The organism is Enterococcus spodopteracolus (assembly GCF_030441955.1).
Classification (GTDB): Bacteria; Bacillota; Bacilli; order Lactobacillales; family Enterococcaceae; genus Enterococcus_B; species Enterococcus_B spodopteracolus.
In genome coordinates, this window is the sequence record NZ_JARJHD010000002.1 from 317401 (window position 1) to 344191 (window position 26791).

Genomic DNA, 26791 nt, shown 5'->3' on the forward strand with positions numbered 1-26791 from the left:
TTACGTTAAATGATGCAGCTCAATAGTAGAACATATCTTGACTCATGTAGATATATCATATGGTTTCGACAAAAAGTAAAAAAATAAGGAAGTGGAAATGGGTACGAGAAACGATTAAATGGATAGTTAGCAATTGCGCTTATTTAGGAATCGGTCCATTTTTTATTGAATCAAAGACAAAAGGCTTTCAAGCATTAACGGACAATTTTTTATCTGATAAAGAAGTGAAAGAATACTATATCAAAACAAGTAGTGGTGATAAAAAAAGGGAAGGATTATCTCTAGACGTTTGAAGGATACGATGAAGATGGCACTCAACAAACAGTAAATAAAATTAGCGGATCACAAATTAAAGTAAGGTCGATACTTGTAAAATCGATGCAAAAGGTTTACAAGGAAAGCGCTGGAGTGCAGGACCAGAAAACGAAGTGCCTACGAAAGCATTGCAAAAAATCAATATATAATGCTGAATTGTTTAATTACATTTGAGGTAGTTAATAATAGTAAAAAAAGTTACTGTGATGGATGTGATACATATCATGGGTGCTTTTTCAATGTTCTCAAAAACACACGCTCAGTACAAGGTCGATCAGCCATATTTTTTATTAGTGTTACTTTTTTGACAAACAAATAAATACATGGTATTGTTGTTCTACCCAAAACGTAATAGTTACGATTTGAATAATATAAAGTGAAATAAAGGAGCAGATTATTAGTGGCAAAAAAATCAAAAATTGCAAAAATGAATAAGCAAGTAGCTTTGATCAATAAATATAGTGAACAACGTCAAGAGTTGAAAGCAGCAAATGATTATGAAGGACTAGCTAAGTTGCCCAAAGAGTCTAATCCTAATCGTTTAAAACTTAGAGATCAAACAGATGGACGTCCTCGAGGCTACATGAGAAAATTTGGCATGTCTCGAATCACTTTTAGAGAACTGGCACATCAAGGATTGATCCCAGGAGTTAAAAAAGCAAGTTGGTAAAATAGGAGGAAAAAGTTATGGCAGTACCAGCAAGAAAAACATCGAAAGCAAAAAAACATTTGCGACGAACACACCAAAGTTTGACGAAACCAGAGATTTCTTTTGACGAGTTGACTGGTGATTATCGTCGAAGCCATCATGTCTCTTTAAAAGGCTACTATAAAGGACGCAAAGTGACAGAATAACCGATTGGAAGATGTAAGGGGGGCAAGAAATGGAAATTATTTATCCGCCATTAGTCGAACAAGGAATCAAATATTATTCTGAAACGGTGAAAGAACCTGTAGACAAAGGGGAATTCTATCGTGCGATGGTCGATAAGAAACTGATCACAGAAACTGGCCTTCCTACAGAACATGCGATAGAGCAAGGCTTTGTCAAAGACTATTACGAAAAACAAAACTTGTCCTTTGAAGAATTTTTGGACATTTATCCTATTTTTCAAAAGTATGACGCCGATTTGTTCAAATCTATTGACGGCTTCTGGGAGATTCCTGTAGACTTGAAAATAGAATTAATGGAAATGCTTGAAACTGATCAACTGGATTATGATGACGAACAACAAATCAACATCTATTTAGAAGATCGATAAAAGGATAGAACAAGAAAATCCAAAAGGACAATCAATATGCACAACTTTCGTAAATCAGGTATAAAACCTTGGGATATCATCATTATTAGTATTCTGATAGTTGCTTCTTTCGTTCCGACAATTGTCTTTGCTTTGTCATTTGATAACGCAGAAAGCGGTAATAGTGTGAAGTATGCAGTAGTCAAAATCGACGGAAAAGAAGTCGAACGATTTGATTTAGATGAAATCAGTAGCAAGATGGTGACTTACTATCCATCTGATACCCAATACAATATTGTCGAAATCCATGAAGGCAAGATCAGAGTTAAAGAAGATAATAGTCCCGATCAAATCGCTGTCAGAACTGGCTGGATCTCGGAAGCTGGACAGACAAGTATCTGTTTGCCGCATCGACTAGTCATTACAATTGAACAAGAAGGACAGTCGGATTATCATATCTATTAAGTAAGAGAAAACTGCTACTATCAGCTTAGATAAAGTTGATGGTGGTAGTTTTTTTAGTTGTCTCAAAAATGAGAAGATTCGGAATTATTATATCTTTATCTAATGAATCATTGAAATTCTGTTAATGGTTCATTTGTTTTTTATATATAACTAAAATAAAGATGAATTTAAAACGTTATAAATATAGCTGTTTATCAAAATTTATGGATGAAAAATATTAAATAAAGGAATCTATGTGAATGGTTTTAGATTAAAAAATAACGATAAAATATAATATGTAAAAATAGTTTATGATATAATCAGTATCTGAACGCTTGATATTAAAGATCATTATCATGTAGGAGAATTATAATGAGAGAAATGGACAAAAGAAGTGAATTGTTGAGTATCGGGGAATTGGCGAAAATAACCGGTGTCAATATTAAATCGTTAAGATATTATGAACAAGTCGGAGTATTATTACCGGTATACATCAATCCAGATTCTGGCTATCGCTATTATTCCTTAGCGCAAGTGAGTGCGGTCGAGCTGATTCAAGCATGTGTAGAGATTGGGTTGCCTTTAAAGGAATTGCATCGCTTCAGTGATCCGAATAATTCCATCGATTATCTATCTTTTTTATCATATAGCGAAGAATTAATGAAACAAAAAATCGATTCGCTCCAACAAAATTTAAAAGGAATGCAAGAGGTAAAAGAAGAAATCAATTTGTTAAAAACATATCGACATTCTAAAAAGCAACATATTCGGCAATTGTCAGAAAAGTACTTATATGTTTTTCCTTATCAACCGACTGATAACAAAAAGACACTTTATACAGAAGCAGCCAATTTGTTTGATCGCTCGATGGAAGCAGGGTATGAGCCTTTATATGATTTTGGTATTCTCTATGAATTTATTGATAAAAACGTGCACCAGTATATGTATATAGAAATCAAGCCTACAAAAAATGTCGGTAACAATATCAAGATTTTACCTAGTGGAGAATACGCATGCCGATTTAGTCCTGAAAGTTATGGTGAGCGCCTTCCAGAGTTGTTTCCAGAAATATTTGAAAACAAGTCGACTATTTTTGCGATTGAAGCAGAAGCTTCCACTGGAACATTAGAAGAAATCGTTTATGAGATTCGTGTTTTCAGCGATGGAATGAATGATGGAAAAATCCGTCATCACTGAACAAACGATGAAAAGTCAAAATGTTGAAGTAACTAATCATGCTGACCTACAATACAAGTTTTATTATATTTGATTGGTTTCATGAGGGGTTCGAATAAAATGTATCGTAAAAGGGCATAATAGCGAATCAACAATAAAAAAACTGATTTCGATCGACGATCAAAATCAGTTTTTTTGTTCAGGTTACCTATAATTTGTTGTGAAAGTTCTATGATTTGTTCATATACCCAAAATAAAGAAAGCGTTATCATTTTTATGAACCAATTAAATTTAGGAGGAGCGGAGATGAAGGATAAGAAAAAAATGGCGGTCGGACTCTTTAGTGCAGTAGTAATAGTAGGTGCAATTGGTAGTGGGACAACGTATCACGCAGAGACTAAAACGTTTGATTACAAAGAAACAGAAGCAGCAACTTATCAACGAGGAATGGATAATCAACCGGAATCGTCTTACTGGTTTCCAGAAGATTTGCTAGAATGGGAATTTTCTAAAGATCCAGATGCACCTTACAATGTTAGCCAAGTGCCTTTGGCAAAGCGGATCGATAAAAACACACTGGCAACTTCAAATGATACGCAGACACCAGAAATGAAAGTTGTCGCTTTGTCGATCATGAATAGCAGTACAAGTGGGAATGCGCCTAGAGGTATCAATACTTTTGATGCCAATGTATTTTCCAATTGGCAATATATCGACCAACTTGTGTATTGGGGTGGTTCGTCTGGTGAAGGGATTATTGTACCGCCAAGTCCTGATGTCATTGATGCGGCCCATAAAAATGGTGTGCCAGTATTAGGGACAGTTTTCTTTCCACAGTCTGCTCATGGCGGTAAAATCGAATGGTTGGATACATTCTTGCAAAAAGATGAGGATGGTACCTTTCCTTTAGTCGATCAATTGATCGAAGTAGCTACTCGATATGGGTTTGATGGCTGGTTTATCAATCAGGAAACGGACACAGTAGTCACAAGTTTTGATGATACAAACAATCAAAAAAAGGTACAAGGGGCGAATACGACAGAAGGATTGAGTAAAAAACATGCGGATTTGATGCAAGAATTCATCAAACAATTCAAACAAAAAGAAGCAGCATTAGAAATCATGTGGTATGATTCGATGACTTCGGAAGGGAAGATGGATTGGCAAAATGCACTGACAGATAAAAACAAAGCTTTTTTAATCGATGCGGAGATGAATCCTTTAGCAGATAGCATGTTTTTGAATTTCTGGTGGAATACCGATCGTTTAGCTAGTCAAGAGCTATTGAAAGCTTCTAAAAAGAAAGCAAATGAATTAGGAATTGATCCTTATCAATTATATGCTGGTATCGATGTCCAACAAAATGGTTATGATACCCCAGTGAATTGGCGGCTGTTCACAGATGAAACTGGCACTCCTTATACTTCATTAGGGCTGTATGTCCCAAGTTGGACGTACATATCAGCAAGTAATCCTGCTGATTTTCAACGTCGTGAAATGCGTTTTTGGATAAATGAACAAGGTGATCCAACCAAAGGCAAGGCACCGATAGAAAAAGAATGGCCTGGGATCTCTACGTATGCAGTAGAGCAGAGCGCTATTACCAGCTTGCCTTTTGTGACGAATTTTAGTATGGGGAATGGGTATGGATACTTTATCAATGGAAAAAAAGTATCCGATCTAGAGTGGAATAATCGCAGTATGCAAGACGTGATGCCAACGTATCGTTGGATTTTTGACCATCAAGGAGAAAATCAATTAGCAGTTGAGATGGATTATGATGAGGCGTTTCGTGGCGGAAATTCTTTGCTTCTTAAAGGGAGTATAGTGGACGAGGCAACAAGCACAATCAAACTGTATCGAATGGATGAAATCATTTCCGATAAAACTTTTGTCACAACAACGGCAAAAGCAACGAGCATTAGCCAACTTGACTTAGTGTTAGAAATGGCTGACGGACGAAAAGAAATCATCTCGGCAAGTGAACCAATCGGTCGGGATTGGACAACTGTCAGCTATGATGTCAGTCAGTTGGGAGGAGAAAAAATTAACACACTCTCTTATCAGCTTGTTGCTTCAGAGACTCAGTCCGATTATGCGCTACACCTGGGTCAATTAGCCCTGACAGATGGAAAGGAACTTCCAACCACGAAAGTTTCGGGACTGACGCTGGAAGATGTTGCATTTGATGAAGAGGAAGGTCGATACGCTGGCATACGACTTGCTTGGGATGAGACGGAAAGTCAAGTAAGCTACTATGAGATCTACCGGTTGAATCCTGACAACTCAAAATCTTTCTTAGGAGCAACACCAGCTACGAATCATTATATCAATGCCCTTGAACGAACCTTAGACACCACGCAAACAAAATTGATTGTCGTGCCTGTTGATGCGCTGGGTAATCAAGGTGAACCTTCAGAGGCCGTTTCGTTTGATTGGCCGGATAATAAAGTGCCGAGAGCTGATTTTACTGCGTCAAGAACGTTAGCTGCTCCAGGATCTGCGATTACTTTTACAAACACGTCATCCTTAAACACTGAAACGGTTACTTGGGAATTTGAAGGTGGGGATATTACGACAAGTCATGAACATTCGCCAGTTGTCACTTACCACAAAGAAGGTGTTTATAAAGTCAAATTAACGGCAAGCAATCAAGCAGGGGAGACACCTGTCGAAAAAAACGGTTTGATTACAATTTCTAATAAAGTACCAATGGAGTTACCGCTGTTATCACGAAAAGCGAAAGCGACCGCTTCCTCTTATACTAATGAAGCGGAAGCCCCTCATTTTGCAATCGATGGCGACTTGACGACTAAATGGTGTGCAACGGGTACGCCGCCACACGAATTGACGCTTGATTTAGGGAATGTTCACACCATTAGCGAAGTTCGCATAGACCATGCGCAAGCAGGTGGAGAAAGTCCTGACATGAATACAAAAGCATACGCGATCGAAATAAGTGAAGATGGAGCGATATATAAAGAAGTTGCCAAAACTACCAATAATACGGCGAGTAGCTCCGTCGAGACTTTTGCGGTACAATCTGCACGATATGTCCGATTACGTATTGACAAACCAACACAAGGATCAGACACTGCAGCAAGAATCTATGGATTTGAAGTATTTGGATTACCAGAATTATTACACTAACTTAGTGGGGAAAAAGTGTATTTGTCATCCCATCAGTTCTATCATTTAATATACTTGAGATGTTTAAAATCCACATCATAATAAATAAGCGTCACCCTTTTCGAAACCATGAAAATGATTTTTGAGGGGTGGCGCTTATTTTGACAATGCATTTCATTTCTAATGCAGTTTTCGTTGCCTTTATATAATCAAAAGAGTTTTACTTATTAGGGTTTGAGCGTCGCTTTTTTTCAAAGAACGTCAATCCAGCAATAATTGATACCACAACAAAGTATGTTGTCCAACTGATCACATTAAAAAGTAATAAGGCTAGTCCAATGATCAAACATAATAATAAAGTCCATACGGTTAGATTCTTTTCCATAGCATATTGAAAACATCGAAGCGTCAATTTCTGGTGTCACATAAAGAACGAGCTATCGCTGTTTTCACTTCCAAACCTCCTTGTAAACGGCTTATAAAGACAAAAATATTTTCATCTTGAAAAAGAAATTTTAGCACAAAGCAAAAAAGATTGTAAGGACTAGTTGAAGAGTAGTAAAAATCAGGTACTTTTTCAAGTTGCTGAAAATAGGATCAAATAATTGAAAAAGAGAATATTCCTAAGAATAAGCTGCAATCATTCGATCATCATATGTAAAATAAGAGAAGAGTTTCATCACACATATAAAATTTAAGACACCTACTTTGACCTTTCAAGTAGGTGTCTTATTGTGAACTAGAGTTGCAATCGTCCATTCGAGGTTTTCACTCCTATGCAGATTTTTTAAGTTCTTGCACTGCTTGTTCGATCGTTACACCAGTCGCTACACGATTGCTATCTTCTTTGTCGAACACGACGAAAAGATTTAAATCGGTATTAAGAGTGACACGATATTGTAATTCTTTGTTATAGAATGTCATAGTCATTCTCCTTTCTTATTGTTCTGTTGAAAGGCAACGATACGTTGATAACGAAATTCCATAACTATTATAGCACAGATAGTTGGATTGAATCAACTGTATTTTTATTAAATAATAATGATTATAAAAAGAAAGAAGGGTATAACCCTTCTTTCATAAAAATAGTTTAATTATTGTAAAGGAGCACGAAAACCGGCAGCTTCAGCTTCACTTATAGTTTTAAACCAAGCAACAGGATTAGTTGTGCGATCATAATAACGGCTTCCTGGTGTATGATAAATTCCGTTTCTAGAACCTTTAATTAATCCTTGTCCATTGGCATCGACATATTGGGGACCATTAGCAGAGGCCTGTTGTGCTTGAGCTGCGGCTGCTTGTTCTTGTGCCACGCGTTGGGTTTCTGCTTGTTCAGCAGCTACACGAGCTTCTTCAGCGATACGCGCTTGTTCCGCTGCTTGTGCTTGAGCTGCCTGTTCTGCTTCGAGGCGAGCTTGTTCTTCCTGTGCTTTCTTTTCCGCTTCAAGTCTTGCTTGTTCTTCTTGTACTTTCTTTTCTGCTTCACGTTTCGCTTGTTCTTCTTGCGTTTTCTTTTCCGCTTCAAGTCTTGCTTGTTCTTCTTGCGCTTTTTTCTCAGCTGCTAATTTTTCTTCTTTCTTTTTCTCTTCTAATTCTTTTTTTTCCGCCGCTTCTCGTTGGGCTTTTTCTTCACTGGATGTTGAAGTTGTTTCCGAAGTAGCGGTATCTGCTTTTGACGCTTGATTGGTACCAGATCCGCAAGCGCTACTGATCAGTAGCAAACCGAATAAAGCACTAAATAAAACGAGATGGCGCTGCCAAGCTTTTCCATTTCTATTACTTGATCGACTAAATAGATGTAGACCAAGCATCAAACTGATTAATCCTAACAATAACAATAATAAATTCATTTTTTCCTCCTGTTTCTACAAAAAAATAGATCGCTTTCATAAAAAGATTCCCCTAATAAAAGCGATTGGTTTTATTTACGGCGATTGACCGTATTCTCTATGTCGGAATCGAACCGACGAAAGCCAGTTAGAGAGTATAGATAAATCAAAAAAGATTAGTAGTAGAAGAAAGCACAACGTTATAAATATATAAAGAAATAATAACAAACAAACTTTATTTTATCATTAAGATGAACATAATGACAGAGAGTTTTGATGGACGATGGTTTTTTTAATATTTGTTTTTTTTATGTAAAAAATGTTATATTTAATGAAGAAAAGTATCGTTTTGATATCATAATCGTTCGAATTTAAATAATCTAAGAGTTCATAAGAAAAAGAGAGTCTGGACGAAAAACTGGGTAGAGGAGGAGATAATATGCGCATGTTGTTTATTAATGCTAGCCCCAACAAAGAGGGGATGACCGTTAAATGGGGAGAAAAAATCTTAAAGGATATCGACTATACGGTCCTGCATTTAGTTGATTATTCGATCAATCAGTTAGGACAGATGACTGAAGAGGATGAATTTGACAAAGTCATGGGAGTAATCAACCAAGCTGATGTCTTGGTTATTGGTACACCCATCTACTGGTGGGATGTGACCGGTTTGTTAAAAACATTTATTGATCGCTGGACGGATCTATTTGAGTATGGGTTAGACACACCAGAGGCTCCTTTGTATCAAAAATCGGTTTTCTGGTTTGTTCAAGGATCTGCTCCAGAGGAAGCTATCAGCGGAATTAGGCAAATGCTGTCTAATGTGAGTGAACGCTTTTTCATGCAGAAGTTAGGGATGATTTATCAGAAGAAAGACATTGCTTCATCTAATGAACAAATCAAACAAATGAGATGAATAGAGAAATTGAAAGTACTAAAGGTTTATAGTTGTGTTTTCTAAAAAGGCATGCTATAGTATAAAAGTAATCTATTTTGAAACGTAATTTGAGCTATAAGTTAAACATTATAAGACTCCTTTTGCCTATCAAATATTTATTGCACTATAAACGTACATTGATACGTATCAGGAGGAAATATACATGAATAACGGTACAGTAAAATGGTTTAACGCAGATAAAGGTTTTGGATTTATCACTGGGGAAGATGGAAATGATGTATTCGCTCATTTTTCAGCTATCCAAGGTGACGGTTTCAAAACATTAGACGAAGGTCAAGCTGTGACTTTTGATGTTGAAGATGGACAACGTGGCCCTCAAGCAATCAACATCGTTAAAGCATAATCAAACGATTGATATCTTACTGCTCTTTCTTATGAAGGAGCAGTTTTTTTATGTCCAATTTCAATAAAAGCCTCTCGATTCAGCAATCGAGAGGCTTGTTAGAACAATAAGTCATTACTTGTTTACAAAATTATCCCTTTCTGTTCTAGGTTTGCTACACATTCGGCTAAGTAGATTTGATCATGTTCTGGATAAAGTGGTGAGGTCCATTCAATAGGGGAAAGGGTAGGATAAGGTTCGCAAATTTTTCCACGATACAAGGGATCAAACCATTCCTCACCAGGGTTATAATTTTGTTTTTTCATTTCTTCCATTACTAACAAATGATACTGAAATAATTTGTAAGGCGAATGTGTAAAAACGTAATCGACAGTCGCATGTTTTCGTCCCCAACCATTGCCTCTCAGAGCACAACATTCGCGATGCTGTCCTAATAATTGTTGGCGCGGAAGTGATTGCAAGAGGCTTTGATGCCATAAGCGCATATAAGATTTCCTTCTTTCTAAAACAGTGAATTAAGTGTTTAGGATGCTTCCGTTCGACCAATCAAATAATCGATAGTCGTGTCGTAAAAATCTGCGATAAAGATCAATTCGATGATACTAGGTATATTTTTTCCATCTTCATAGTTTTTATATGTCTCAATCGGTATGTTCACTTTTTCAGCAACCTGTGGTGTAGTTAAATGCTTTTTATCTTTGAGGAAGTTTAAACGGCAATGCAGTGTATCCAGTAAAATCGCTTCTTCAATCGTCATTTTACCTCACCTTTCTCTAAATAATTATCTATGAAAGTTAACGTGTATTTTTTCTGTTTAGATAAAATAAATACCCAATGACAAAGAGTATGGAGAAAATGAAGCCAACTAAATTAAAAATGAAAATATGTGAAGGTTCAAAAAACTGATAATTCAATATTTTGTACATGAAATAGATCGCAGGAAAACTAGCAAGTGCGATCTTTTTTCGTTCTTTTGTCCACTTGATAAACGAAAAGACGATGGGGACAAATATAAAAACAGGAAAAAGAAAAGCAAGTCGGCTCAATTCCAGCATAATAAATAAACTCCCATAGCTATATTTTATTTGTGTATAAATTGTATTTTGAGTTATTCTATTTGTGAATATACTAGATTTATATTCACTAGATAAAAGATAGCATGTTATGCGATTATGAACAAATATTTCGATAAAAAACATGATTCTTCTGTAGACGTATAATTTGAAAAAAACATAAAAAAGGTGGAACCTTCATTCCACCTTTTTATGTTTTTAGATTGGTTTCGAACATTTACTCTTTGACATAGACATTAAAGTCTTTTAGAAGTTTAAGTGCTTGTGGCTCGTGAACACGGCTGCTGACTAGTGACGAATCAATGATAAAGTCAGCTTCTGGAAAAGCACTTTGTAAAGCGATCGTGTTGGATAAGACACATAAATTAGTTTCGATCCCGACCACTTCAATTGTCTTTTGTTCTTCTTTACGTTCAAAAAGGGAATGCTTGATCTCTGTTAACGTTTCTGGAGGCAGAGTAAAGTAGTATTTTTTGATTTCCTGCTCATTTGGTAGAGGAGAGAGCGTGGGAATAATTTTAAGATCTTCACTCTCTGCCTCATCTTTCCGTTCGATAGGGATATCTCGAGTGAATAGTACGTATTCATTCGCTGCACGTGCTTGGTTTAAACGTGTGTTTACTCGCTCAACTAATGCTTCAGCATCTTCGATATAAAATTCACTAGTTGGATCTAAAATATGATTTTGCATATCGATAACGACTAACATCTATCATCTCTCCTTATAAAAAGTGATCATTCAAAAAGTTTGCGACACCGGCTTCATCATTGGTTTCTGTCACCTCATCTGCTAAATCCTTCACATGTTCTTGCGCATTGCCCATAGCCACGCTTAACCCACTGAACTCAAGCATTGCCAAATCATTTTCTTGATCACCAAACGCCATGACGTCTTCTGAAGATAACCCTAAGTACTCAGTTAGAAATAAGAGTGAGTGTGCCTTTGTAATATTTTTAGGAGTGATTTCTAGGAAATGTGGGTCTGAAAAAACAGAATCAATTCCTTCTTTCTTCATCTCTGCTTGGATTTTTTGTAGTTTTTCCTCATTTTTATCCGTCAGAGCTAATTTCAAATAGCTTAAGGAAGGATCGTCCAACTGTTTTGTGATCTCATCAAAGGAATGATTTTGCAAGTTGAAGTGTTGATAATAAGGATCGTCTTTTACTAAGGTAGTTTCATCAAAAGTGATTTGATCATCTTGTGTTTCTCGGCTTGCGATGATCGATATTTTTGCTTCTTTTGCTAAATAAAAGGCCTTTTTAAGTATGGATACTTCGATTTTTGAACGTCTTAATACATGATCAATCTTGCCGTCTTTCATTTCGGAAATCAATGCACCGTTAGAAGAAATCAAATAGCCGCTGACTCCTAATTGTGCAAAGACATCCTTGGCAGAAATACTATTTCTTCCTGTTGCAATCGTTACGATTCCTCCATTAGAGGAGAAAGCTTTTAATGCTCGAATATTTTCTTGTGGGACAACTCCTTGGGAATCAAGCAAGGTCCCGTCTAGATCAATAGCTGCTAATTTCATCTTTTTACGCTCCCTTAGTCTTTTTTCTTTCACCAATAGCTTAAATGAGAAACTTCTAAAATAAAAATAAAATGCTTTAACTCTTTGTATTTTTTCAAAAAAGATTTTTCATAAATAGTGAAAAAGATATTAGTAAGAAAATGGTTAAGACCGCTGTATAAAAAAGCATAACAATCTTAATGATTTCGTTTTCATTTTCATAAAAAAGGGAAAAATTTGGGTAATATTCATATAAAACAAAGCATATCTTTTGCTTTCAGGAAAAAGTAGGCATATTGTAGATGTAGAACAGGTTAGAAAAAGATTAAAAAAAGGAGTGATTTTGATGGAGATTAAGTATGGGACTGTACCGGTTGTGACTGCTTCAGATGAAAATTATGCTCCTTATCTAAGCGTAATGATTGCAACGGCACTGGAAAATGCGAATAAGATGAGACATATATATTTTTATGTGATTGATGATGGCCTATCAGAATATAGTAAAGAAGGATTGCGTCAGACAGTTGCACAACATTCAGAACATGCAAACATCCAATTCTTGACAGTGGAGAAAGATGTATATGAAGATTTCTTAGTCAGTGACCACATTACAACAACGGCGTATTTAAGAATTTCTCTACCTAAGATCTTAGCAAAATACAATTATAAAAAAGTGTTGTATCTAGATGCAGACGTTTTAGTGTTAGATGATATCGTTGCATTATATGACGAATCATTGAACGGTAAAACAATTGGGGCAGTAATTGATCCAGGACAAACGAAAGCGTTGAAGCGCCTGGGGATCGATTCAGAAGAATATTATTTTAACTCAGGTGTCATGGTGATCGATATTGATCAATGGAATGAAAAAGACATTACAGATAAAACGATCCAATTCCTAAAAGAAAATGGTGAACAGATTATCTATCATGATCAAGACGCATTGAATGGTGTCTTATATGGAGATTGGGAACAACTTCATCCAAAATGGAACATGCAATGTTCATTGATTTTTGAACGCCATCCAGCTCCAGATAAGAAATATGAAGAGTTATATAAGAGTGGGAATGAAGCTCCTTCAATCGTTCACTTCACAGGGCATGATAAACCTTGGAATACATTGGAGGATCATCCTTATACACAAATCTATCTAAAAAATCTAGCGCATAGCGTATTAATGAAAGTAGGCGAGGTAAATGAATAGAAGAAAAGAAGTAGCAGTTGTCTCTAGTTGTAATACAAAATTTGTGCCTCATCTAGCAGCACTGTTTGTGTCAATTTTAGAAAATAGTGACCCGAAAGTGTTTGTACGTTTCTACGTGATTGATGATGATATTGAATTAGAAAGTAAAAATCTTTTACGTTACTCAGTGAAAAATTCACGAATGAATACAGATGTTGAATTTTTGAAAATCAACAAAAAATTCTTCAAAAACTTAGTGACTAGTGATCGTATCCCTGAAACAGCATATTATCGTATTGCGATTCCTGAGTTATTTAGAGGGAAAAATGTCGAACGTATCCTTTATATGGACTGTGACATGATTGCATTGAACGATATCAGTAAACTATGGGATCTAGAGTTTAATGGCGCAGTGATGGCAGCAGTTGAAGATGCTGGTTTCCACCAACGTCTTGAAAAAATGGAGATTGAAGCAGATTCAATGCGTTACTTTAACTCTGGTTTGATGCTGATTAATGTTGAAAAATGGTTAGAACAAAACATCACGAAAAACGTTCTAAAATTCATCGAAGAAAACCCAGAAAAACTTCGATTCCATGACCAAGATGCTTTGAATGCTATCTTACACGATCGTTGGATTGCTTTGCATCCAAAATGGAATGCGCAAGGTTACATCATGGCGAAAGCAAAAAAACATCCAACAGCTCAAGGAGAAAAAGAGTATGAAGAAGCACGTCGTAAGCCTTATATCATCCATTACTCTGGGCATATCAAACCATGGAGTGAAGAGTTTAAAGGTGCTAGTAAAAAATACTATGAAAAGTATGCAAATATGACCGCTTTTCGTTGTGTTAAATCATTCCCTAAATATCCATTGTACGCTCGTGTTCAACGAAATACTGAATTGAGTCATTGATCGATAATAGAAAAAACTTACTATTATAATAGAGGAGATGATCGATATGGAAATCACGCTGACAAGAAATGTGATGGACATCTTAAAGAAAAAAGCAGGCGAACAATCAAAACTAGCACTTGCATTGATCAATAGTAAAGATCCTTTCCTTAGAGACAAAGGAGCGTGTGCGAAAGGTAGCTTTTTCCAAATTATCCCTTTTGTTACTGAGTTTGGACTATACGTCACAAAAATTAATCATCCTTCGCTAGAAATCTATACATCACAAAGTGAACAATGCTATTTAGGCAAATATTTAACGATGGATTATGATCATGTATTAAATAGTTTCTCATTGGAAAATGAGATTGCTGTACTAGATCATAACATCAAACTAACTAATTGTTTCTTTAGTTGATTGCATACTGGAAAGGACGATTCACCATGCTGGAATATTACTTGATTGATGAAAACAAGAAAGTAATAGCCGCAGATGAAGAACATTTTAATTGGCTTGTTATTGATACGAGCGATACTGAGGAAATCGAACAGGTTACTCGAACCTATCAACTTCCTGAAGATATATTTGTCGGTATGACTTATCCAGAAGAGGTCTCCCGCTTAGAACATCTATCAGGAACAAGTTTGAACAACCCGATTTCCTTAGTACTGCTCAACCTTTCAAGTGAAAAAGAAAAAATCGAACGTCGTTTGACACCATTATCTTTCGTCATATCAAATGACTTATTGATTACTTGTCGAGACGAAAAAACTAATTTTATCGATCGGCTGATTGAACATCATGGTAATAAAATCGATTCTTTCGAAAAAGTGATTGTTTATGCGGCATTAGATATCTATACCCATTTTGTCAAAGAACTTCGTGAAATGAAAACGCGTATTGATTCGCTAGATCAAGAAGCACGAAAAACGACAGAAAATGAAGAGTTGTACAAGCAGGCTGATTTAGAAAGAGACATTGTTTACATCGATCATACGTTGCGGGATCAAAAAGAGACAATGGACCTCCTATGGGAAACACCTAAATTCAAAGAACGTGTCAATGACGAACAACTACTTTATGACGTTCGTTTAAGACAACGTCAAACAGAGAAGATGATTTTGATTTATCGCGATCTGTTAGAAAGTATCGGTGATCTGTTCAATGGAATGATGGACAACAATTTGAATCATCTGATGAAATATCTGGATTCTACCGCATTGATCATCTCTGTCCCTGCGATGATTGCAGGTATTTGGGGGATGAATACAGGTGGTTTACCAGGAGAAGATTCAGCAACTGGTTTCCTCTTAGTATTAGGGGGTTCGATTGTTGCTGCTGCTGCTTTAGGGTATCACTTATTTAGAAAAGATTACACAAAATAATCAATACGGGCTTATACGCCCAAATTTATAACGTCAGTTATGACTAAAAAATAGGAGGATCAACATGACAGAACCCAATTTAATCGACCCAAGAAAACTATATCACACAGAAGAATTTCCAAAACAGGATCAAGAAACTCCGGCTTTACAAAAGGATATGAAACCAGTACCTGATTGCGGTGAAGAAAGTTATAAAGGTACGGAGCAATTAGCAAATCGCCGTGTCTTGATCACAGGTGCAGACTCTGGTATTGGCCGTGCCGCTGCCATTGCTTTTGCACGAGAAGGTGCAGATGTAGCCATTCAATTTTTCCCAGGTGAGGAAGAAGATGCGCAACAAGTGGCGCATTATATCGAGGAAGCTGGACGTAAAGCATTGCTATTACCTTATGATTTGCGAGATGAAGCTGCACCAAAAGAAATCATCCAAAAAACAGTGGATGCATTTGGTGGATTAGACACACTTGTTCTCAATGCGGCGCAACAAATTTCGTCTCCTTCAATTGCAGAAATCCCATTGGAACAAGTAAAAGATACTTTTGCTGTAAATATTATTGCCATGTTTGCACTTGTGAAAGAAGCAATTCCACATATTCCAGCAGGAGGAGCAATCCTTACAACGACTTCAGTCCAAGCATTCAATCCAAGTGAACACTTGTTAGATTATGCAGCTACTAAAGCTTCGATTGCAAACTTCACCATTGGTTTAGCAAAACAATTAGCACCAAAAGGAATTCGTGTCAACGGCGTAGCACCAGGACCAATTTGGACACCATTACAACTAGATGCAGGTCAACCAAAAGAAGATCTACCTGAGTTTGGTCAACAAGCATTGTTGGAACGTGCAGGACAACCAGCTGAGTTAGCGCCTGTTTATGTCTTTCTTGCATCTAACAAAGCAAGCTATGTCACAGCACAGATTTACGGTATCACTGGTGGAGAAGCCATTAATCTATAATCAGTGACAAGAAGCTAGGAGGGCGAGACAATGAACAAAGGAGCCAAAACGATAGGAGCAATCTTACTGATTCTTCTGCTGTCTGTTTTAATATTTGCAATGTTGCTAAGCTCAGTTTATCCATTGCCGTTTAAGTTAGAAGAATTTCGGTTTTTATCATTAACTAACTTTTACGTACAACAATATGTTTTTTGGGTAACCGCAGCTTTTGCTGTGTTAACGCTGATATTGATTCTAGTCTTATTATTCTACCCAAAAACTTACCGTTCATTCTTACTAAAAAAAGGTGATGGTGAGTTAACATTAGACAAAAAAGCAATCGAAGGAATGGTTCGTTCACGATTGACGAAAGAAGAGTTTGTTTCTTCCCCAAAAGTAACGATCAAAGCAACAAAGAATAAAATTGACGTAAAAGTAAAAGGCGAGTTGAAACGTACGTCATCATTAATCGGTAAAACAGGAGCGCTAATGACAGATATTGAGCGTGATGTAAAACAAATCATTGGTACAGATGAACCAGTGAATGTCCTGATCGATTATACTGGTTTTGACTCACCACAATCAAAAAGAGTCGAACATTCTCGAGTACAGTAAGGGGGAGAGAAAATGAACGAGATCTTTTCGACATACAAGCTCCCAATTATTTGTGGCGCGCTTGGATTGATATTAGCTATTTTACTAGTAGCTGTCGGATTTTTTAAAACATTGCTGATCGTGATCATGGTTGCGCTCGGTGTAGCCATCGGTATGTATTTAAAAAGAACCGGAATTTTAGAACATTACTTTAAATCTTAGGAGGCTTTACCATGGAAAACAATCATTCAAATCAAAAGGGAAATACACCGAAATCAGCACATCCAGATCCAACAACACCGAATCAAGTACAAGGGATCAAAGATGAAAAAAATAAAACTGCGCCAGTGTCTGCACATCCAGATCCAGTGGTGCCGCATGTAGAAGAAAAAGTAGCGCATGATAAAAAAGAACACCACGATCATCCACATCATGAAGCGAAAACTCCTGATGTGCATACTCCAACTCATGAGGCAAACAAACAGACAAATGAAGTGAAGGGCAGTGAAGAATCAATGAACGGTGAAGTAACTTATGATGACAAAGTCATTCAAAAAATTATTGCAATCGCATTAGAACGTATCGACGGACTATTGACAGTAGACGGAGGATTTTTCTCTAATGTAGCTGGAAAATTAGTCAATACTGACAATGAAACAGCTGGGATCGAAACAGAAGTAGGTAAGAAACAAGTTGCTGTTGATATGTCGATCGTCGTTGAATACGGCAAAGACATTGAAGATATCTTTAAACAAATGAAAGAGATCATCGGTGAAGAAGTAGCGAATATGACACACTTAGATGTCATCGAAGTGAATGTCAATGTAACAGATATCAAATCAAAAGAAGAATTTGAACAAGATCAAGTCACCGTACAAGATAAAGTGACGGATGCTGCAAAAGCAACTGGAGAATTTGCTTCAGAACAAACAGATAAAGCAAAACATGCAGCAAGCAAAGGAACGGAAAAAGTAAAAGAAAATAACGAGCCAAGAGTACAATAAAATATCTTAGTGAGTCAAAACTTTTAATCAAAATAAATGAGTTGTCGCATTGAAAAAAATCGGCTAGACACTATAGGAGGAAATACAGATGGGTTTTATTTGGTCATTAATCGTAGGTGGGGTTATCGGAGCAATTGCAGGAGCAATCACAAATAAGGGTTCTTCAATGGGTATCATTGCTAACGTCATTGCAGGACTTGTTGGTTCAGCAATCGGACAAGCAATATTAGGATCATGGGGACCAGTCATTGGTGGTATGGCAATCGTACCTTCACTGATCGGAGCGATCATTTTAGTATTGATCGTGTCATTCTTTGCCCGTAAATTATAAGAATAAAGAAGAAAATTTGCGATAGATGCAAACATTCTTTTACTTTAATATAATCGGTAACATTTAATTATCTGGAATTTGATTGAAGGATCTTTACAAGTTGACTTGTTCAACGAAGTGAAGATCTTTCTTTTTTGTTGTCCTTTCGGGGTTCATACAAGTAGATGATTAGAAAATTATTTTCTCACAAAAATTCTTCTTTCAATCACTCCCGATTGAAAGGAAAAAATAACGTTACACAAGGCATTGATGACCGATAAACTTGGAAAAATAAAGATTTTCAATACTTTTATAAATGATTTGAAAAAGGAGTGAATAGTAAAAAGACGATTAAGAAACTGAAAATACATAACCTTTTCATAAAAGTGTCATTTAAATTACTACGAACATCCTTTAAGAAAAAAAGAAACGACTATCAACAGAGAATGAACCAGACGAAAAAGTTTTTCTCTGATTGTTTGATAAAGGGGGGACAATTTGAGAACAAGAAGAAAACTGTTGAACAGTGCTTTGATCCTAGGTTTGACTTTAGGTAATCTCAATGACATAGTCGTTCAAGCAGTGACCGCATTCCATGAACTAGGTCCGATTCAAAGTAGACAGGCAAGAACGACTACTAATGAGAGGGAAAAAAAGAATGGGGAAAAAGTAAAAAAAGAAACAAATGAAAAAGTGAAACAACCAGAGAAAGAGCAAAATGACTCGAAAGAAAGAAATGAACTAAGCAAAGTGGAGTTAAAGAATTTAAGTAAAGAAGAGATAATAGAACGGAGTGATTCGTTAGATCAACTATTAAATCCCATCCACGCACAAGATTTACCTTCATGGATTCCGTATGTAAATAACCTACGGGGTAGGCAATTAGGGGACATGTTGACGGGGCATTTAAGAGCTGGGATCAGAAGCAACCTAGATCTAACACAAGATAATTTTAACATAGGTGATAAAGTTATTTTAAGAAATGTCACACCTATGTACTACCGAACACCGGATTTTGGTTATAATGATTTTATTCGATATATCGTCGAAGATCTAAGCCCTTTGCGCCGAAATGATCATACTCAACGAGCAGTTTATACGGTGATTTCTGATCCAAAGAGTGGGAACTTGGCCAATGCAAGTCACACCTTCATTAAGCGCCTTACATAATACTCGAACAGACGGGGAAATGAATGTGGTCTTTACCCGTTTAAAAATAGCACTACCTCAAGAAGAAGAATTCGAAATCCGCAGATTCCCATTTTCCCATTTTCTTACTGGGGACATTCCCAGTGAATAAATAATGGATGTTGGAGATTGGAGAGTAGCTCAACTAGTTTCATTGTCGATTTCTCTGGAACTGACATTGGCAGTATTCGCCTTACTCCAAAATCTGAGTCATTGATTCTGGAACATCAACAGAGTATTCCTGATCCAGAAAATTTTGTGGATGCCCACAATACGAGGGGAACGGTAGACTATGAATGGGTAACGCAATCTGATACAAGTCAATTAGAGGTAAGTAAAGCATTGAAATTAGAGTTAGTGATCAAACCGTAGACCTGCTGTCACGCTTCCTATTGAAATCGAAATAAAACCATTGATTTTTACGACCAATCCTCAAGTTACGATACGTCAAAATGATTCGAATCCTATGTCGCAAGAGCTATTTACGATCGCGGATGATGGCAGTTATCAACTTACGTGGATAAATACTATCAGTACCACTAATTTAGGCAATTTCATTTGGCATGCGAGAGTGCGTATCCAAGATGGCAGAGAAGCAACAGAAAGTATGGATGTGACGATTGTTCCAGATGAAGGAGTGTAGTTAGAATTGAATCCTGCGAGTGTTCAAGGAAGATACTCAGTGGACGAACAAGGTGCAGAAGATAAACCAGGTGCTAGCGAAGAGGGTGCTGGAAGTGAGAGCTGTGAAAATGGAGAAAGTGGACAAGATGACAGAAGTGATTTTGAAGCAACAGGAAACATGCCACAGACAAATGCCACTCGAAACACACTTCTCTCTGTGTTAGGGACTATGTTACTTGCCTTGTTTGGCGGTATCTTCTTCTGGGAAAAACGATCGACTAAAAAGTTGGAAGAAGAGTCCAATAAATAAAGTCATTTTTTATCCACTTTTTTATTCATAGTAGAAAAAATAGTTTTTAGAGAAGAAAAAAAACCTCTAAAATTAAATATGGGAAACACTCAAAAGGGGGAAGACCCAAATTTGAGTGTTTTTTATTTGTTTGTGAGGTGAATAGAAATGTTGAAGATTTTGTCAAAAAAATTAAAAAGACAATTGAAGTTACTGGAGTACTTATTTGAAGGCGATGCCTATCGCTTTAACGACTTAGAAAATTTACTTGGTTGTTCAGCCAAAACTTTAAGAAATGACTTGTTTGATATTCATTCTTATGCCAGCGATATCAAAATCCAAATGACTCGAGAAGAGGGGGTTAAAGCAACAATTCTACCTCATGTCACGGAAGATTATATCTATCAAGTGATCAAGCAAGAGTCGATTGAATATCGCTACTTAGAAGCTATTTTATTACATAAATTCAAGAATTATCTTGAATTAGCAGACTATTTATTTATTTCTGAAAGTACCTTGCGGCGAATTGTCGATAAAATCAATCCAATGTTACAGAGTTATGATCTGAAAGTACAAGCACTGATCAAACTTGTTGGAAACGATCAAGTCATTACTGAAATGACTGTTCAGTTCTTAATGGAAAAATATCATTATTTTGAAGATGCATTTCCTGCATCCTTTCGGTTGATTGTTACTCAACTTGCGCAGGATTTTGTTGAAGAAAACAGCTTGCAGCAAGGGCTGATTAGTTTGGAACCGCAAGAAGAAAAAATATTTCATTTTTGGATTGCTGGTCGAATATTATTGTTCCAAAATGATAAGGGGGTAGTTTCGGTTAGTAAAAAACAAAAGAAATTCAAGTACGAAATACTATCAAATAAACGTTTGCGTCTACCAAAGAGCAACGAATTGATTAATGAACACTTGGCAAGTTTTATATTCGATCAAGCATTTATTTTTCAATTATTCGACAGAGGTTCTTTGAATCAAAAAAATCCAATTCTATTTGCAATTGATAGTTTTATCAAAGAAGTGGAAGAAAAATATGGAATTGTGTGCGAAGATAAAAAAAAGATCTTTCGTAAAGCAACTATTTTATTGCAACAAAGCACGGTGCCTTTCTCTATAAGTTATCAAAAAAACTCTCTTTTTTTTAAAAATAGTCACTCAGAAATGAATAAAATCCAGCTTCGATTATGGAATAAGTTAAAATATTATGTACATACACATCATATCCTACTAAATGATTTCGAAGAATTTGCGACAACTATGTTTACAGAAATATTATTGTATTGGCCAGATTTAATAAAAAAATTCGAAGATAATAAGCAAGTTCGGGCGTTAGTTATCACCAATTCTACACTAAAATATGACGCCTATTTACTCAGTAAGCTAGACCAACAATTGGGTAATCATTTTGAATTTGTTGCTAGAAATAATCAAACCTTGTCCCAAGATTTGATCAATTATGAGAATTTTGATTGTATTATTTCAAATATTACGATTGATAAAACCTATAATATCCCTATATTTGGTATATCCGTCTTTCCAAAGGCAAGAGAGATCCATAATCTGATCAACTTTTATCAAGAATTATTGGCTTGATAACGAATAAAAAAATGCAAGTCCTCCAAATCTTGAGATTACGGGGCTTGCATTTTTATAACACCAAAAATATTTAGATTTCTTGATCTTTTTCAAAGACAAGAAGGTCTCCAGGCTGACAATTCAAAACTTCACAGATTTTATCTAATGTGGTGAAGCGAATCGCTTTCGCTTTTCCAGTTTTTAAAATAGAAAGATTAGCCATGGTAATACCCACTTTTTCACTTAATTCCGTTACTGACATTTTCCGCTTTGCTAACATTACGTCTAAATTAACAATGATCGCCATCTCACACCTCACACGGTCAATTCGTCATTTTTCTTCAAACGAATTGCTTCTTCCAATATTTTGATCAAGACATTCATTAATACTAATCCCGCAAAAGGTAAGAAAACTAGTGCAAGGCCTAATAGCATCAATCCAGGCGCGTCATCCGCATCTGCCATTTGATAGAATTTTGGTAAAATACCAAAAGTACTGAGTGATAAGAAAATCATTACTTTTCGGATATAGCTAACTAAACGATGTGAATGATCAGAAAATGTTTGGTCTTTAAAGATGATTGTTAATAATTTAAAAATGATACCGCCAATAATGATACCTGATAGTAGAGTTGTGAAAATGACTAAACTCAATAGGGTGGTTTGCCAATCTAAGGGGGCATTTGATTCTTTGGTCAGTAACTGAGTACCCAACAACAGACCAAAGAGTCCGAAAACAACACATATTCCGATAGTCGTTGTTTTTAAAAAGCGTGAATGATTTTTCATTTATTTAACCTCCTAATAGAATGTATATATTGATATTCAACTATAATATATCGTTTTTCGATAAAAAAATGGTTGAACGATTGCCTTTTCCGAAGAAAAGGCAATCTAACGAAGCATTGGTGTTACTTAAAACCTCTAAAGAGGCGATTACTCTATATTAACTCTTTCTCATTTAAACAATGTATTCCCTAACCACTAATACATCCTTGTAACCCTTTAGTTACGCCAGTGGGATTAAATTTCATAAAAACAAATTAAGATGTCGTATAACATATGATTCGCAATATATCTATTATAGCACAACATACAATTGATGTAAATAGACTATTACTTCCAGAAAAAATCCTTGGCTGCACCGAAAAAATGAAAAGTTCTACGCAGTTTATTAATCAACATGTAATCCAAAAGACTAGTGAAATGTGCTACAATCTTTTTTGGTGAAAAGGATTAAATCGTTTTTGTTATCGAAAGGTACATAAAATGAAGAAATTAGTCTTTGTCTAAGAGAAATGGGTAATGAAGCAATTCTTTGTTGTTTTTGGTTTGTTGTGCACGTGAGGACTTACTTAAATTAGGGGGATATTTTGTGAATTTAGACACGCTGGAAAGCTTGTTGATTGTCATCGTTCAAACGGCTTGCATCTTTTGGGTGACTAGCTATTTGGAAACGCATTTAAAAAATCGGTATTACGTCATTTTGTCAATCATTGGAATCATTTGCTATATGGCACTTTATTTTTTGATGAATTTTTTTGCAACTGCAGTTTTATGGGCTAGTTTATGTGCCGTAACCTATTACTTCCGGCGAAATATTTATATTGCGCTATTTATCCCTTCTGTCACATTCTGTTTATATATTTTTTCCGATTATATCATCAATTTTAGTTATACGATTCTTCATTTGGTTCTAAACATAAGATTAACTGTGATTCTAGGAACCCTTCTTTTTTTCTTCTTTGCATATATTTTCAAAACATGGTTATTAGAAAAGTGCTACAAAGATCTCTTGACGATGAAAATCAGCGGAATCATCGCAACAGCGACGATTTGTGTCTATTTTTGTCTGGTGGTCATTGAAAGATTTCCAAATTTGCGAATTTATTTGATCGATGCACATGAGCTATTCATGATATTGTATGGGCTGTTGTCAGCGATCATTTGTTTTTCTTTTATTTTCATAAAAAGAACGGAATATGAAAATAGAGAGCAAAAACGTCAAATGAGTTACTTGATCGAATACAGTGAACAAGCTGAAAAAAATTATTTAGAGATTCTAAAATTTAAACACGATTACAAAAATATTCTAATTTCATTGGAAGATTATATCGAAACTGAAGATCTAACAGGTCTAAAGGATTATTTTAGAAATAGTATCAAAGCGACCGGATCGATTTTTGACCAAGAAATTTTTAGGATGTCTTCGATTTCAAATATAAAAATTCGAGAAATCAAAAGTGTGATCATGAGTAAGTTATATATGGCACATGAGAAAGGAATCCATGTAAGCATTTCTGTTCCTGAGGTGGTCAATCATTTGGAAGTGTCAACGATGGTACTCGTAAGAATGCTGGGGATCATCTTGGACAATGCAATTGAAGCCTCAGAAGAAATTGAACATCCAGAAATTGAACTAGCAATCGTGGCAGACCATAAAGACTGTACATTTATGTTGATCAATAACTGTCCACATGATTTGCCTAAATTACATGATTTAAAGAAAGCAAGTTTTACGACAAAACCCGGTAATTCTGGGATAGGTTTGACAAATCTGGATGAGTTAGTCCGCTTGAATACAAATGTGTTTTTAGATACAAAGATCCAAAATAATAAGTTTATACAAATCATAACTATATGTGAGGTAGAGGGGTAACTATGTTAAAAATTTTTATTTGTGATGATGAAGAGATCCATCGTAACCGTATCACCAACATTATTAAAAATTACGTGATGATGATGGACTATGATATTGAGTTCCAACTAGCTGCAGATAACCCGTATGATATTTTATCCTACGTATCAACTAACAAAACAGAGGGTATCTATTTTTTAGATATCGACTTAAATTCAGATATCAATGGCGTGGAACTAGGAAAGCAGATCCGACAGTATGATCCAACAGCCAAAATCATTTTTGTTACGACCTATACCGATTTTGTCTATCTTACTTTTCTTTATAAGGTAGAGGCGTTGGATTATATAATCAAAGATAATGAAGAACAATTACAACAAAAAATCATCAGTTGTATCGATATTGCGATCGAACGATATATGAATACTGCGTTGTCTACCAGGGATCAGATCTGGCTAAAAAGCGGTGCCATCGATGTAAAATTATATGTTGATGAAATTCTCTTTTTTAGTTCAAGTCCAACACCACATAAATTGATTGTACACTTGGATAATCGCATGATTGAGTATGCAGGGAAAATCAAAGAAATCGAAAAATTAAATGATTCTTTGTGTCGGTGTCACCAATCGTTTGTCGTCAATTTGGCTAACATAGCAGAAATCAATAAAAAAAAGCGAAAAGTGATCATGACTAACGGGGAAGAATGTTTAGTCTCTACTAGATATTTAAAAAAATTAGCCACTCGCTTTGAAAATGAGTTTTCGCCCAAAGCATAAATGTATCGGTTTTGCGCTTTTGATAAAAAAAGAAACACTTTTGATAAAATAATCCATAGATTTGTAAAATAGGTATAATAAACTGCGAAGGAGCGTGAAAGATGACTGAAGAGTACATTTCAATAGAGGAAAAATTATCAAAGAAAATAAGTGGACATTTCGCTTCACAATTAGGACTTTCACCGATTGATCAAGCAAAGGTGGAATATGGGTTATCGATCCTATTTGTTGATCTGTTCAAGATGATCGTGATGTATGGGATTGCGTTTCTCTTACATACTGTGGGAGCAGTATTCATCACACACCTTGTATTCATCTCAGTTCGTTTTACGACAAAAGGATTTCATGCAAGTAACAGTGCAGTTTGTACAATACTTAGTGTGCTTTTCTTGGTTGTTTTGCCTTGGATCATTGCTTCGATTGGTTTTGAATCGACTCGTCCTGTGTTTGTTCTCGGAATTCTATTCGTTGGTTTAGGAATATTCGTAAAAGAGCGGACGATCAATCAAGCAAAAGAACCTTTCCAATTAAAAAAAACGGTTCTTATTATTTTGTTCATCACAACGATCGGCTTGCTTTTACCTAGTGACAATATTCGTACATATCTTTTGTCAGGTCTAGCAATTGCTACATTGTTGATGTTTATTAAAAATAAAGGGGTAGAGTAAATATGTTCACAAGTCTAAAAACAAAGAAATTACAAATGATGCAGGTTATTTCAACAATGGCGATTGCTATCGCAACTTACGCGATGGGAACGATCGGTGCAGATTGCACATTCGTTATCTACGAACCCAAAATGCCTGAAGCATTAAAAAATGAAATGAATAAATAAAAATAAACAAGCGATTTAGAAAAAATCTAAATCGCTTTTTATTTTTTTTATTCATACCCATTCATTTCTTTCGATAATTTTGTAGTAAGAGAATGAATAAAAAGAAAAACAATGATTCCCACAGAGTAGTTGTCCAACTAAATTCTTTAGACACCCCAAAAAATAGATTACCAGCATTGGAAACAAACAAGTAAATAATCGTTATTATAAATGCATATATGGTTTTTTTTAGCATATGACACCTCTTTCCAAGAGTAATAGTTTTACTAAATTGAATAACTATTATTCTACCATTTTTCTTTTACTTATTATAAAATATTTTAATGATTTTTGAAAAGGGTATCATCCTTTATAATAAAAGATTAAAACATTTGGTTTAAAAGTGGGAAATGATCGTTTCTTGCTGTATTTTGTCATTTTTATTTTTTTTTTTGTAATATAAATGAGCATTATCTTTGCAATTTTTAATCTTGAATACTATCCTTGTAGTATAGCCAGCAAGAAACAATAGAAGTTATATAAT

35 protein-coding genes are annotated in these 26791 nt (G+C 35.6%); 27 read left to right on the forward strand and 8 right to left on the reverse strand.

The genetic code is table 11. From position 1 onward, the window contains the following. Nucleotides 1–59 precede the first annotated feature (59 nt). The 7 genes from P3R27_RS04365 to P3R27_RS04395 all read left to right on the forward strand — a co-directional run bounded on the left by P3R27_RS04365 (nt 60) and on the right by P3R27_RS04395 (nt 6326). The gene (locus P3R27_RS04365; RefSeq protein ID WP_241234755.1) at nt 60–293 is read left to right on the forward strand and encodes a hypothetical protein; all 234 of its coding nucleotides are present in this window, start codon (nt 60–62) and stop codon (nt 291–293) included. Nucleotides 294–715: 422 nt separating this feature from the next. Beyond that, nucleotides 716–985, forward strand: a complete 270-nt coding sequence (gene rpsN / locus P3R27_RS04370; protein WP_010735346.1) for a 30S ribosomal protein S14 — start codon at nt 716–718, stop codon at nt 983–985. Between the two features lie 17 nt (nt 986–1002). Further along, on the forward strand, nt 1003–1170 hold the full coding sequence (gene rpmF / locus P3R27_RS04375) for a 50S ribosomal protein L32 (RefSeq protein WP_034688745.1): 168 nt from the start codon (nt 1003–1005) through the stop codon (nt 1168–1170). A 29-nt stretch (nt 1171–1199) separates the two neighbouring features. Next, nucleotides 1200–1577, forward strand: a complete 378-nt coding sequence (locus P3R27_RS04380) for a hypothetical protein (protein ID WP_010735348.1) — start codon at nt 1200–1202, stop codon at nt 1575–1577. 36 nt (nt 1578–1613) lie between these two features. Beyond that, entirely contained in the window at nt 1614–2021 is a 408-nt protein-coding gene (locus P3R27_RS04385) for a NusG domain II-containing protein (protein ID WP_034688744.1), read from the forward strand. 351 nt (nt 2022–2372) lie between these two features. Beyond that, nucleotides 2373–3197: a MerR family transcriptional regulator gene (locus P3R27_RS04390; RefSeq protein ID WP_126134120.1), complete on the forward strand. Its 825-nt coding sequence runs from the start codon at nt 2373–2375 to the stop codon at nt 3195–3197. Between the two features lie 285 nt (nt 3198–3482). Then, nucleotides 3483–6326, forward strand: a complete 2844-nt coding sequence (locus P3R27_RS04395; RefSeq protein ID WP_206437462.1) for an endo-beta-N-acetylglucosaminidase — start codon at nt 3483–3485, stop codon at nt 6324–6326. A 753-nt stretch (nt 6327–7079) separates the two neighbouring features. Here the strand turns inward: P3R27_RS04395 and P3R27_RS04400 are convergent. After that, a complete protein-coding gene (locus P3R27_RS04400) occupies nt 7080–7229 on the reverse strand; it encodes a hypothetical protein (protein WP_010735353.1) in 150 nt (49 codons plus the stop codon). A gap of 170 nt (nt 7230–7399) precedes the next feature. Beyond that, the gene (locus tag P3R27_RS04405; RefSeq protein ID WP_126134118.1) at nt 7400–8155 is read right to left on the reverse strand and encodes a sunset domain-containing protein; all 756 of its coding nucleotides are present in this window, start codon (nt 8153–8155) and stop codon (nt 7400–7402) included. Nucleotides 8156–8573: 418 nt separating this feature from the next. On the opposite strand from P3R27_RS04405, the gene P3R27_RS04410 reads away from it, so the two are divergent. Both P3R27_RS04410 and P3R27_RS04415 read left to right on the forward strand, forming a co-directional pair. Next, a complete protein-coding gene (locus P3R27_RS04410; protein ID WP_034688742.1) occupies nt 8574–9050 on the forward strand; it encodes a flavodoxin family protein in 477 nt (158 codons plus the stop codon). Nucleotides 9051–9234: 184 nt separating this feature from the next. After that, a complete protein-coding gene (locus tag P3R27_RS04415; RefSeq protein ID WP_010735357.1) occupies nt 9235–9435 on the forward strand; it encodes a cold-shock protein in 201 nt (66 codons plus the stop codon). Between the two features lie 122 nt (nt 9436–9557). On the opposite strand, the gene P3R27_RS04420 is transcribed toward P3R27_RS04415, so the two are convergent. From P3R27_RS04420 to P3R27_RS04435, 4 genes are all read right to left on the reverse strand, one after another. Next, nucleotides 9558–9920 carry a TIGR02328 family protein gene (locus P3R27_RS04420; protein WP_034688741.1) on the reverse strand — a complete coding sequence of 121 codons (363 nt, stop codon included), beginning with the start codon at nt 9918–9920 and terminating at the stop codon, nt 9558–9560. 38 nt (nt 9921–9958) lie between these two features. Beyond that, nucleotides 9959–10192: a helix-turn-helix domain-containing protein gene (locus tag P3R27_RS04425; RefSeq protein ID WP_126134116.1), complete on the reverse strand. Its 234-nt coding sequence runs from the start codon at nt 10190–10192 to the stop codon at nt 9959–9961. A gap of 533 nt (nt 10193–10725) precedes the next feature. Continuing rightward, nucleotides 10726–11217, reverse strand: a complete 492-nt coding sequence (locus P3R27_RS04430; RefSeq protein WP_034688735.1) for a cysteine hydrolase family protein — start codon at nt 11215–11217, stop codon at nt 10726–10728. 13 nt (nt 11218–11230) lie between these two features. Further along, a complete protein-coding gene (locus P3R27_RS04435) occupies nt 11231–12043 on the reverse strand; it encodes a Cof-type HAD-IIB family hydrolase (protein WP_034688733.1) in 813 nt (270 codons plus the stop codon). 325 nt (nt 12044–12368) lie between these two features. Here P3R27_RS04435 and P3R27_RS04440 point away from each other — a divergent pair, with 325 nt between their 5' ends. The 14 genes from P3R27_RS04440 (at nt 12369) to P3R27_RS04505 (ending at nt 22037) form a co-directional block, all read left to right on the forward strand. After that, the gene (locus P3R27_RS04440) at nt 12369–13226 is read left to right on the forward strand and encodes a glycosyltransferase family 8 protein (protein WP_034688732.1); all 858 of its coding nucleotides are present in this window, start codon (nt 12369–12371) and stop codon (nt 13224–13226) included. After that, nucleotides 13219–14121 (forward strand): glycosyltransferase family 8 protein, encoded by a 903-nt coding sequence (locus P3R27_RS04445; protein ID WP_034688731.1) that lies wholly within the window; start codon nt 13219–13221, stop codon nt 14119–14121. Before P3R27_RS04440 ends, P3R27_RS04445 begins: the two co-directional genes overlap by 8 nt. Nucleotides 14122–14167: 46 nt before the next feature. Beyond that, entirely contained in the window at nt 14168–14518 is a 351-nt protein-coding gene (locus P3R27_RS04450) for an iron-sulfur cluster biosynthesis family protein (protein ID WP_301357327.1), read from the forward strand. 26 nt (nt 14519–14544) lie between these two features. Then, nucleotides 14545–15486, forward strand: a complete 942-nt coding sequence (locus tag P3R27_RS04455) for a magnesium transporter CorA family protein (RefSeq protein WP_126134114.1) — start codon at nt 14545–14547, stop codon at nt 15484–15486. Between the two features lie 64 nt (nt 15487–15550). Next, nucleotides 15551–16444 carry an SDR family oxidoreductase gene (locus tag P3R27_RS04460; RefSeq protein WP_023519734.1) on the forward strand — a complete coding sequence of 298 codons (894 nt, stop codon included), beginning with the start codon at nt 15551–15553 and terminating at the stop codon, nt 16442–16444. A gap of 30 nt (nt 16445–16474) precedes the next feature. Next, a complete protein-coding gene (gene amaP, locus P3R27_RS04465; protein WP_034688727.1) occupies nt 16475–17038 on the forward strand; it encodes an alkaline shock response membrane anchor protein AmaP in 564 nt (187 codons plus the stop codon). Between the two features lie 12 nt (nt 17039–17050). Further along, a complete protein-coding gene (locus P3R27_RS04470) occupies nt 17051–17239 on the forward strand; it encodes a DUF2273 domain-containing protein (RefSeq protein WP_010735369.1) in 189 nt (62 codons plus the stop codon). Nucleotides 17240–17250: 11 nt separating this feature from the next. Further along, nucleotides 17251–18021 (forward strand): Asp23/Gls24 family envelope stress response protein, encoded by a 771-nt coding sequence (locus P3R27_RS04475; protein ID WP_126134112.1) that lies wholly within the window; start codon nt 17251–17253, stop codon nt 18019–18021. Between the two features lie 88 nt (nt 18022–18109). Then, the gene (locus P3R27_RS04480; protein ID WP_010735371.1) at nt 18110–18352 is read left to right on the forward strand and encodes a GlsB/YeaQ/YmgE family stress response membrane protein; all 243 of its coding nucleotides are present in this window, start codon (nt 18110–18112) and stop codon (nt 18350–18352) included. A 477-nt stretch (nt 18353–18829) separates the two neighbouring features. Further along, nucleotides 18830–19501 carry a hypothetical protein gene (locus P3R27_RS04485; protein ID WP_301357323.1) on the forward strand — a complete coding sequence of 224 codons (672 nt, stop codon included), beginning with the start codon at nt 18830–18832 and terminating at the stop codon, nt 19499–19501. A 147-nt stretch (nt 19502–19648) separates the two neighbouring features. Next, nucleotides 19649–19891 (forward strand): hypothetical protein, encoded by a 243-nt coding sequence (locus P3R27_RS04490; protein WP_126134110.1) that lies wholly within the window; start codon nt 19649–19651, stop codon nt 19889–19891. A 94-nt stretch (nt 19892–19985) separates the two neighbouring features. Then, the gene (locus P3R27_RS04495) at nt 19986–20162 is read left to right on the forward strand and encodes a hypothetical protein (protein WP_161633739.1); all 177 of its coding nucleotides are present in this window, start codon (nt 19986–19988) and stop codon (nt 20160–20162) included. Between the two features lie 6 nt (nt 20163–20168). Continuing rightward, entirely contained in the window at nt 20169–20453 is a 285-nt protein-coding gene (locus tag P3R27_RS04500) for an LPXTG cell wall anchor domain-containing protein (RefSeq protein ID WP_034688722.1), read from the forward strand. 147 nt (nt 20454–20600) lie between these two features. Continuing rightward, nucleotides 20601–22037 carry an AcpB/EbpR/MafR family transcriptional regulator gene (locus P3R27_RS04505; protein ID WP_034688720.1) on the forward strand — a complete coding sequence of 479 codons (1437 nt, stop codon included), beginning with the start codon at nt 20601–20603 and terminating at the stop codon, nt 22035–22037. A gap of 73 nt (nt 22038–22110) precedes the next feature. Here the strand turns inward: P3R27_RS04505 and P3R27_RS04510 are convergent, their stop codons facing one another. Both P3R27_RS04510 and P3R27_RS04515 read right to left on the reverse strand, forming a co-directional pair. Continuing rightward, nucleotides 22111–22326: a helix-turn-helix domain-containing protein gene (locus P3R27_RS04510; protein ID WP_010735376.1), complete on the reverse strand. Its 216-nt coding sequence runs from the start codon at nt 22324–22326 to the stop codon at nt 22111–22113. An 8-nt stretch (nt 22327–22334) separates the two neighbouring features. Next, nucleotides 22335–22808: a DUF2975 domain-containing protein gene (locus P3R27_RS04515; RefSeq protein ID WP_034688719.1), complete on the reverse strand. Its 474-nt coding sequence runs from the start codon at nt 22806–22808 to the stop codon at nt 22335–22337. Between the two features lie 586 nt (nt 22809–23394). Here P3R27_RS04515 and P3R27_RS04520 point away from each other — a divergent pair. The 4 genes from P3R27_RS04520 (at nt 23395) to P3R27_RS04535 (ending at nt 26268) form a co-directional block, all read left to right on the forward strand. Then, complete coding sequence (locus tag P3R27_RS04520; RefSeq protein ID WP_034688716.1) at nt 23395–24678, forward strand: sensor histidine kinase; 1284 nt, start codon at nt 23395–23397, stop codon at nt 24676–24678. Between the two features lie 2 nt (nt 24679–24680). Then, nucleotides 24681–25433: a LytR/AlgR family response regulator transcription factor gene (locus P3R27_RS04525; RefSeq protein WP_126134108.1), complete on the forward strand. Its 753-nt coding sequence runs from the start codon at nt 24681–24683 to the stop codon at nt 25431–25433. A gap of 101 nt (nt 25434–25534) precedes the next feature. Then, nucleotides 25535–26101, forward strand: a complete 567-nt coding sequence (locus P3R27_RS04530; RefSeq protein WP_034688713.1) for an accessory gene regulator B family protein — start codon at nt 25535–25537, stop codon at nt 26099–26101. Between the two features lie 2 nt (nt 26102–26103). Continuing rightward, nucleotides 26104–26268, forward strand: a complete 165-nt coding sequence (locus P3R27_RS04535; protein ID WP_034688711.1) for a cyclic lactone autoinducer peptide — start codon at nt 26104–26106, stop codon at nt 26266–26268. The last annotated feature ends 523 nt before the right edge of the window (nt 26269–26791 follow it).

Bases quoted from the DNA above. Each gene is read 5' to 3' on its own strand.
- P3R27_RS04525 (WP_126134108.1), top strand. From the start codon at position 24,681: ATGTTAAAAATTTTTATTTGTGATGATGAAGAGATCCATCGTAACCGT.
- amaP (WP_034688727.1), top strand. From the start codon at position 16,475: ATGAACAAAGGAGCCAAAACGATAGGAGCAATCTTACTGATTCTTCTG.
- P3R27_RS04440 (WP_034688732.1), top strand. From the start codon at position 12,369: ATGGAGATTAAGTATGGGACTGTACCGGTTGTGACTGCTTCAGATGAA.
- P3R27_RS04455 (WP_126134114.1), top strand. From the start codon at position 14,545: ATGCTGGAATATTACTTGATTGATGAAAACAAGAAAGTAATAGCCGCA.
- P3R27_RS04405 (WP_126134118.1), bottom strand. From the start codon at position 8,155: ATGAATTTATTATTGTTATTGTTAGGATTAATCAGTTTGATGCTTGGT.
- P3R27_RS04450 (WP_301357327.1), top strand. From the start codon at position 14,168: ATGGAAATCACGCTGACAAGAAATGTGATGGACATCTTAAAGAAAAAA.
- P3R27_RS04425 (WP_126134116.1), bottom strand. From the start codon at position 10,192: ATGACGATTGAAGAAGCGATTTTACTGGATACACTGCATTGCCGTTTA.
- P3R27_RS04445 (WP_034688731.1), top strand. From the start codon at position 13,219: ATGAATAGAAGAAAAGAAGTAGCAGTTGTCTCTAGTTGTAATACAAAA.
- P3R27_RS04420 (WP_034688741.1), bottom strand. From the start codon at position 9,920: ATGCGCTTATGGCATCAAAGCCTCTTGCAATCACTTCCGCGCCAACAA.
- P3R27_RS04415 (WP_010735357.1), top strand. From the start codon at position 9,235: ATGAATAACGGTACAGTAAAATGGTTTAACGCAGATAAAGGTTTTGGA.
- P3R27_RS04535 (WP_034688711.1), top strand. From the start codon at position 26,104: ATGTTCACAAGTCTAAAAACAAAGAAATTACAAATGATGCAGGTTATT.
- P3R27_RS04435 (WP_034688733.1), bottom strand. From the start codon at position 12,043: ATGAAATTAGCAGCTATTGATCTAGACGGGACCTTGCTTGATTCCCAA.
- P3R27_RS04385 (WP_034688744.1), top strand. From the start codon at position 1,614: ATGCACAACTTTCGTAAATCAGGTATAAAACCTTGGGATATCATCATT.
- P3R27_RS04475 (WP_126134112.1), top strand. From the start codon at position 17,251: ATGGAAAACAATCATTCAAATCAAAAGGGAAATACACCGAAATCAGCA.
- P3R27_RS04510 (WP_010735376.1), bottom strand. From the start codon at position 22,326: ATGGCGATCATTGTTAATTTAGACGTAATGTTAGCAAAGCGGAAAATG.
- P3R27_RS04470 (WP_010735369.1), top strand. From the start codon at position 17,051: ATGAACGAGATCTTTTCGACATACAAGCTCCCAATTATTTGTGGCGCG.
- P3R27_RS04460 (WP_023519734.1), top strand. From the start codon at position 15,551: ATGACAGAACCCAATTTAATCGACCCAAGAAAACTATATCACACAGAA.
- rpmF (WP_034688745.1), top strand. From the start codon at position 1,003: ATGGCAGTACCAGCAAGAAAAACATCGAAAGCAAAAAAACATTTGCGA.
- P3R27_RS04410 (WP_034688742.1), top strand. From the start codon at position 8,574: ATGCGCATGTTGTTTATTAATGCTAGCCCCAACAAAGAGGGGATGACC.
- P3R27_RS04515 (WP_034688719.1), bottom strand. From the start codon at position 22,808: ATGAAAAATCATTCACGCTTTTTAAAAACAACGACTATCGGAATATGT.
- P3R27_RS04505 (WP_034688720.1), top strand. From the start codon at position 20,601: ATGTTGAAGATTTTGTCAAAAAAATTAAAAAGACAATTGAAGTTACTG.
- P3R27_RS04380 (WP_010735348.1), top strand. From the start codon at position 1,200: ATGGAAATTATTTATCCGCCATTAGTCGAACAAGGAATCAAATATTAT.
- P3R27_RS04480 (WP_010735371.1), top strand. From the start codon at position 18,110: ATGGGTTTTATTTGGTCATTAATCGTAGGTGGGGTTATCGGAGCAATT.
- P3R27_RS04530 (WP_034688713.1), top strand. From the start codon at position 25,535: ATGACTGAAGAGTACATTTCAATAGAGGAAAAATTATCAAAGAAAATA.
- P3R27_RS04430 (WP_034688735.1), bottom strand. From the start codon at position 11,217: ATGTTAGTCGTTATCGATATGCAAAATCATATTTTAGATCCAACTAGT.
- P3R27_RS04395 (WP_206437462.1), top strand. From the start codon at position 3,483: ATGAAGGATAAGAAAAAAATGGCGGTCGGACTCTTTAGTGCAGTAGTA.
- P3R27_RS04390 (WP_126134120.1), top strand. From the start codon at position 2,373: ATGAGAGAAATGGACAAAAGAAGTGAATTGTTGAGTATCGGGGAATTG.
- P3R27_RS04365 (WP_241234755.1), top strand. From the start codon at position 60: ATGGTTTCGACAAAAAGTAAAAAAATAAGGAAGTGGAAATGGGTACGA.
- P3R27_RS04400 (WP_010735353.1), bottom strand. From the start codon at position 7,229: ATGACATTCTATAACAAAGAATTACAATATCGTGTCACTCTTAATACC.
- P3R27_RS04495 (WP_161633739.1), top strand. From the start codon at position 19,986: ATGTCGCAAGAGCTATTTACGATCGCGGATGATGGCAGTTATCAACTT.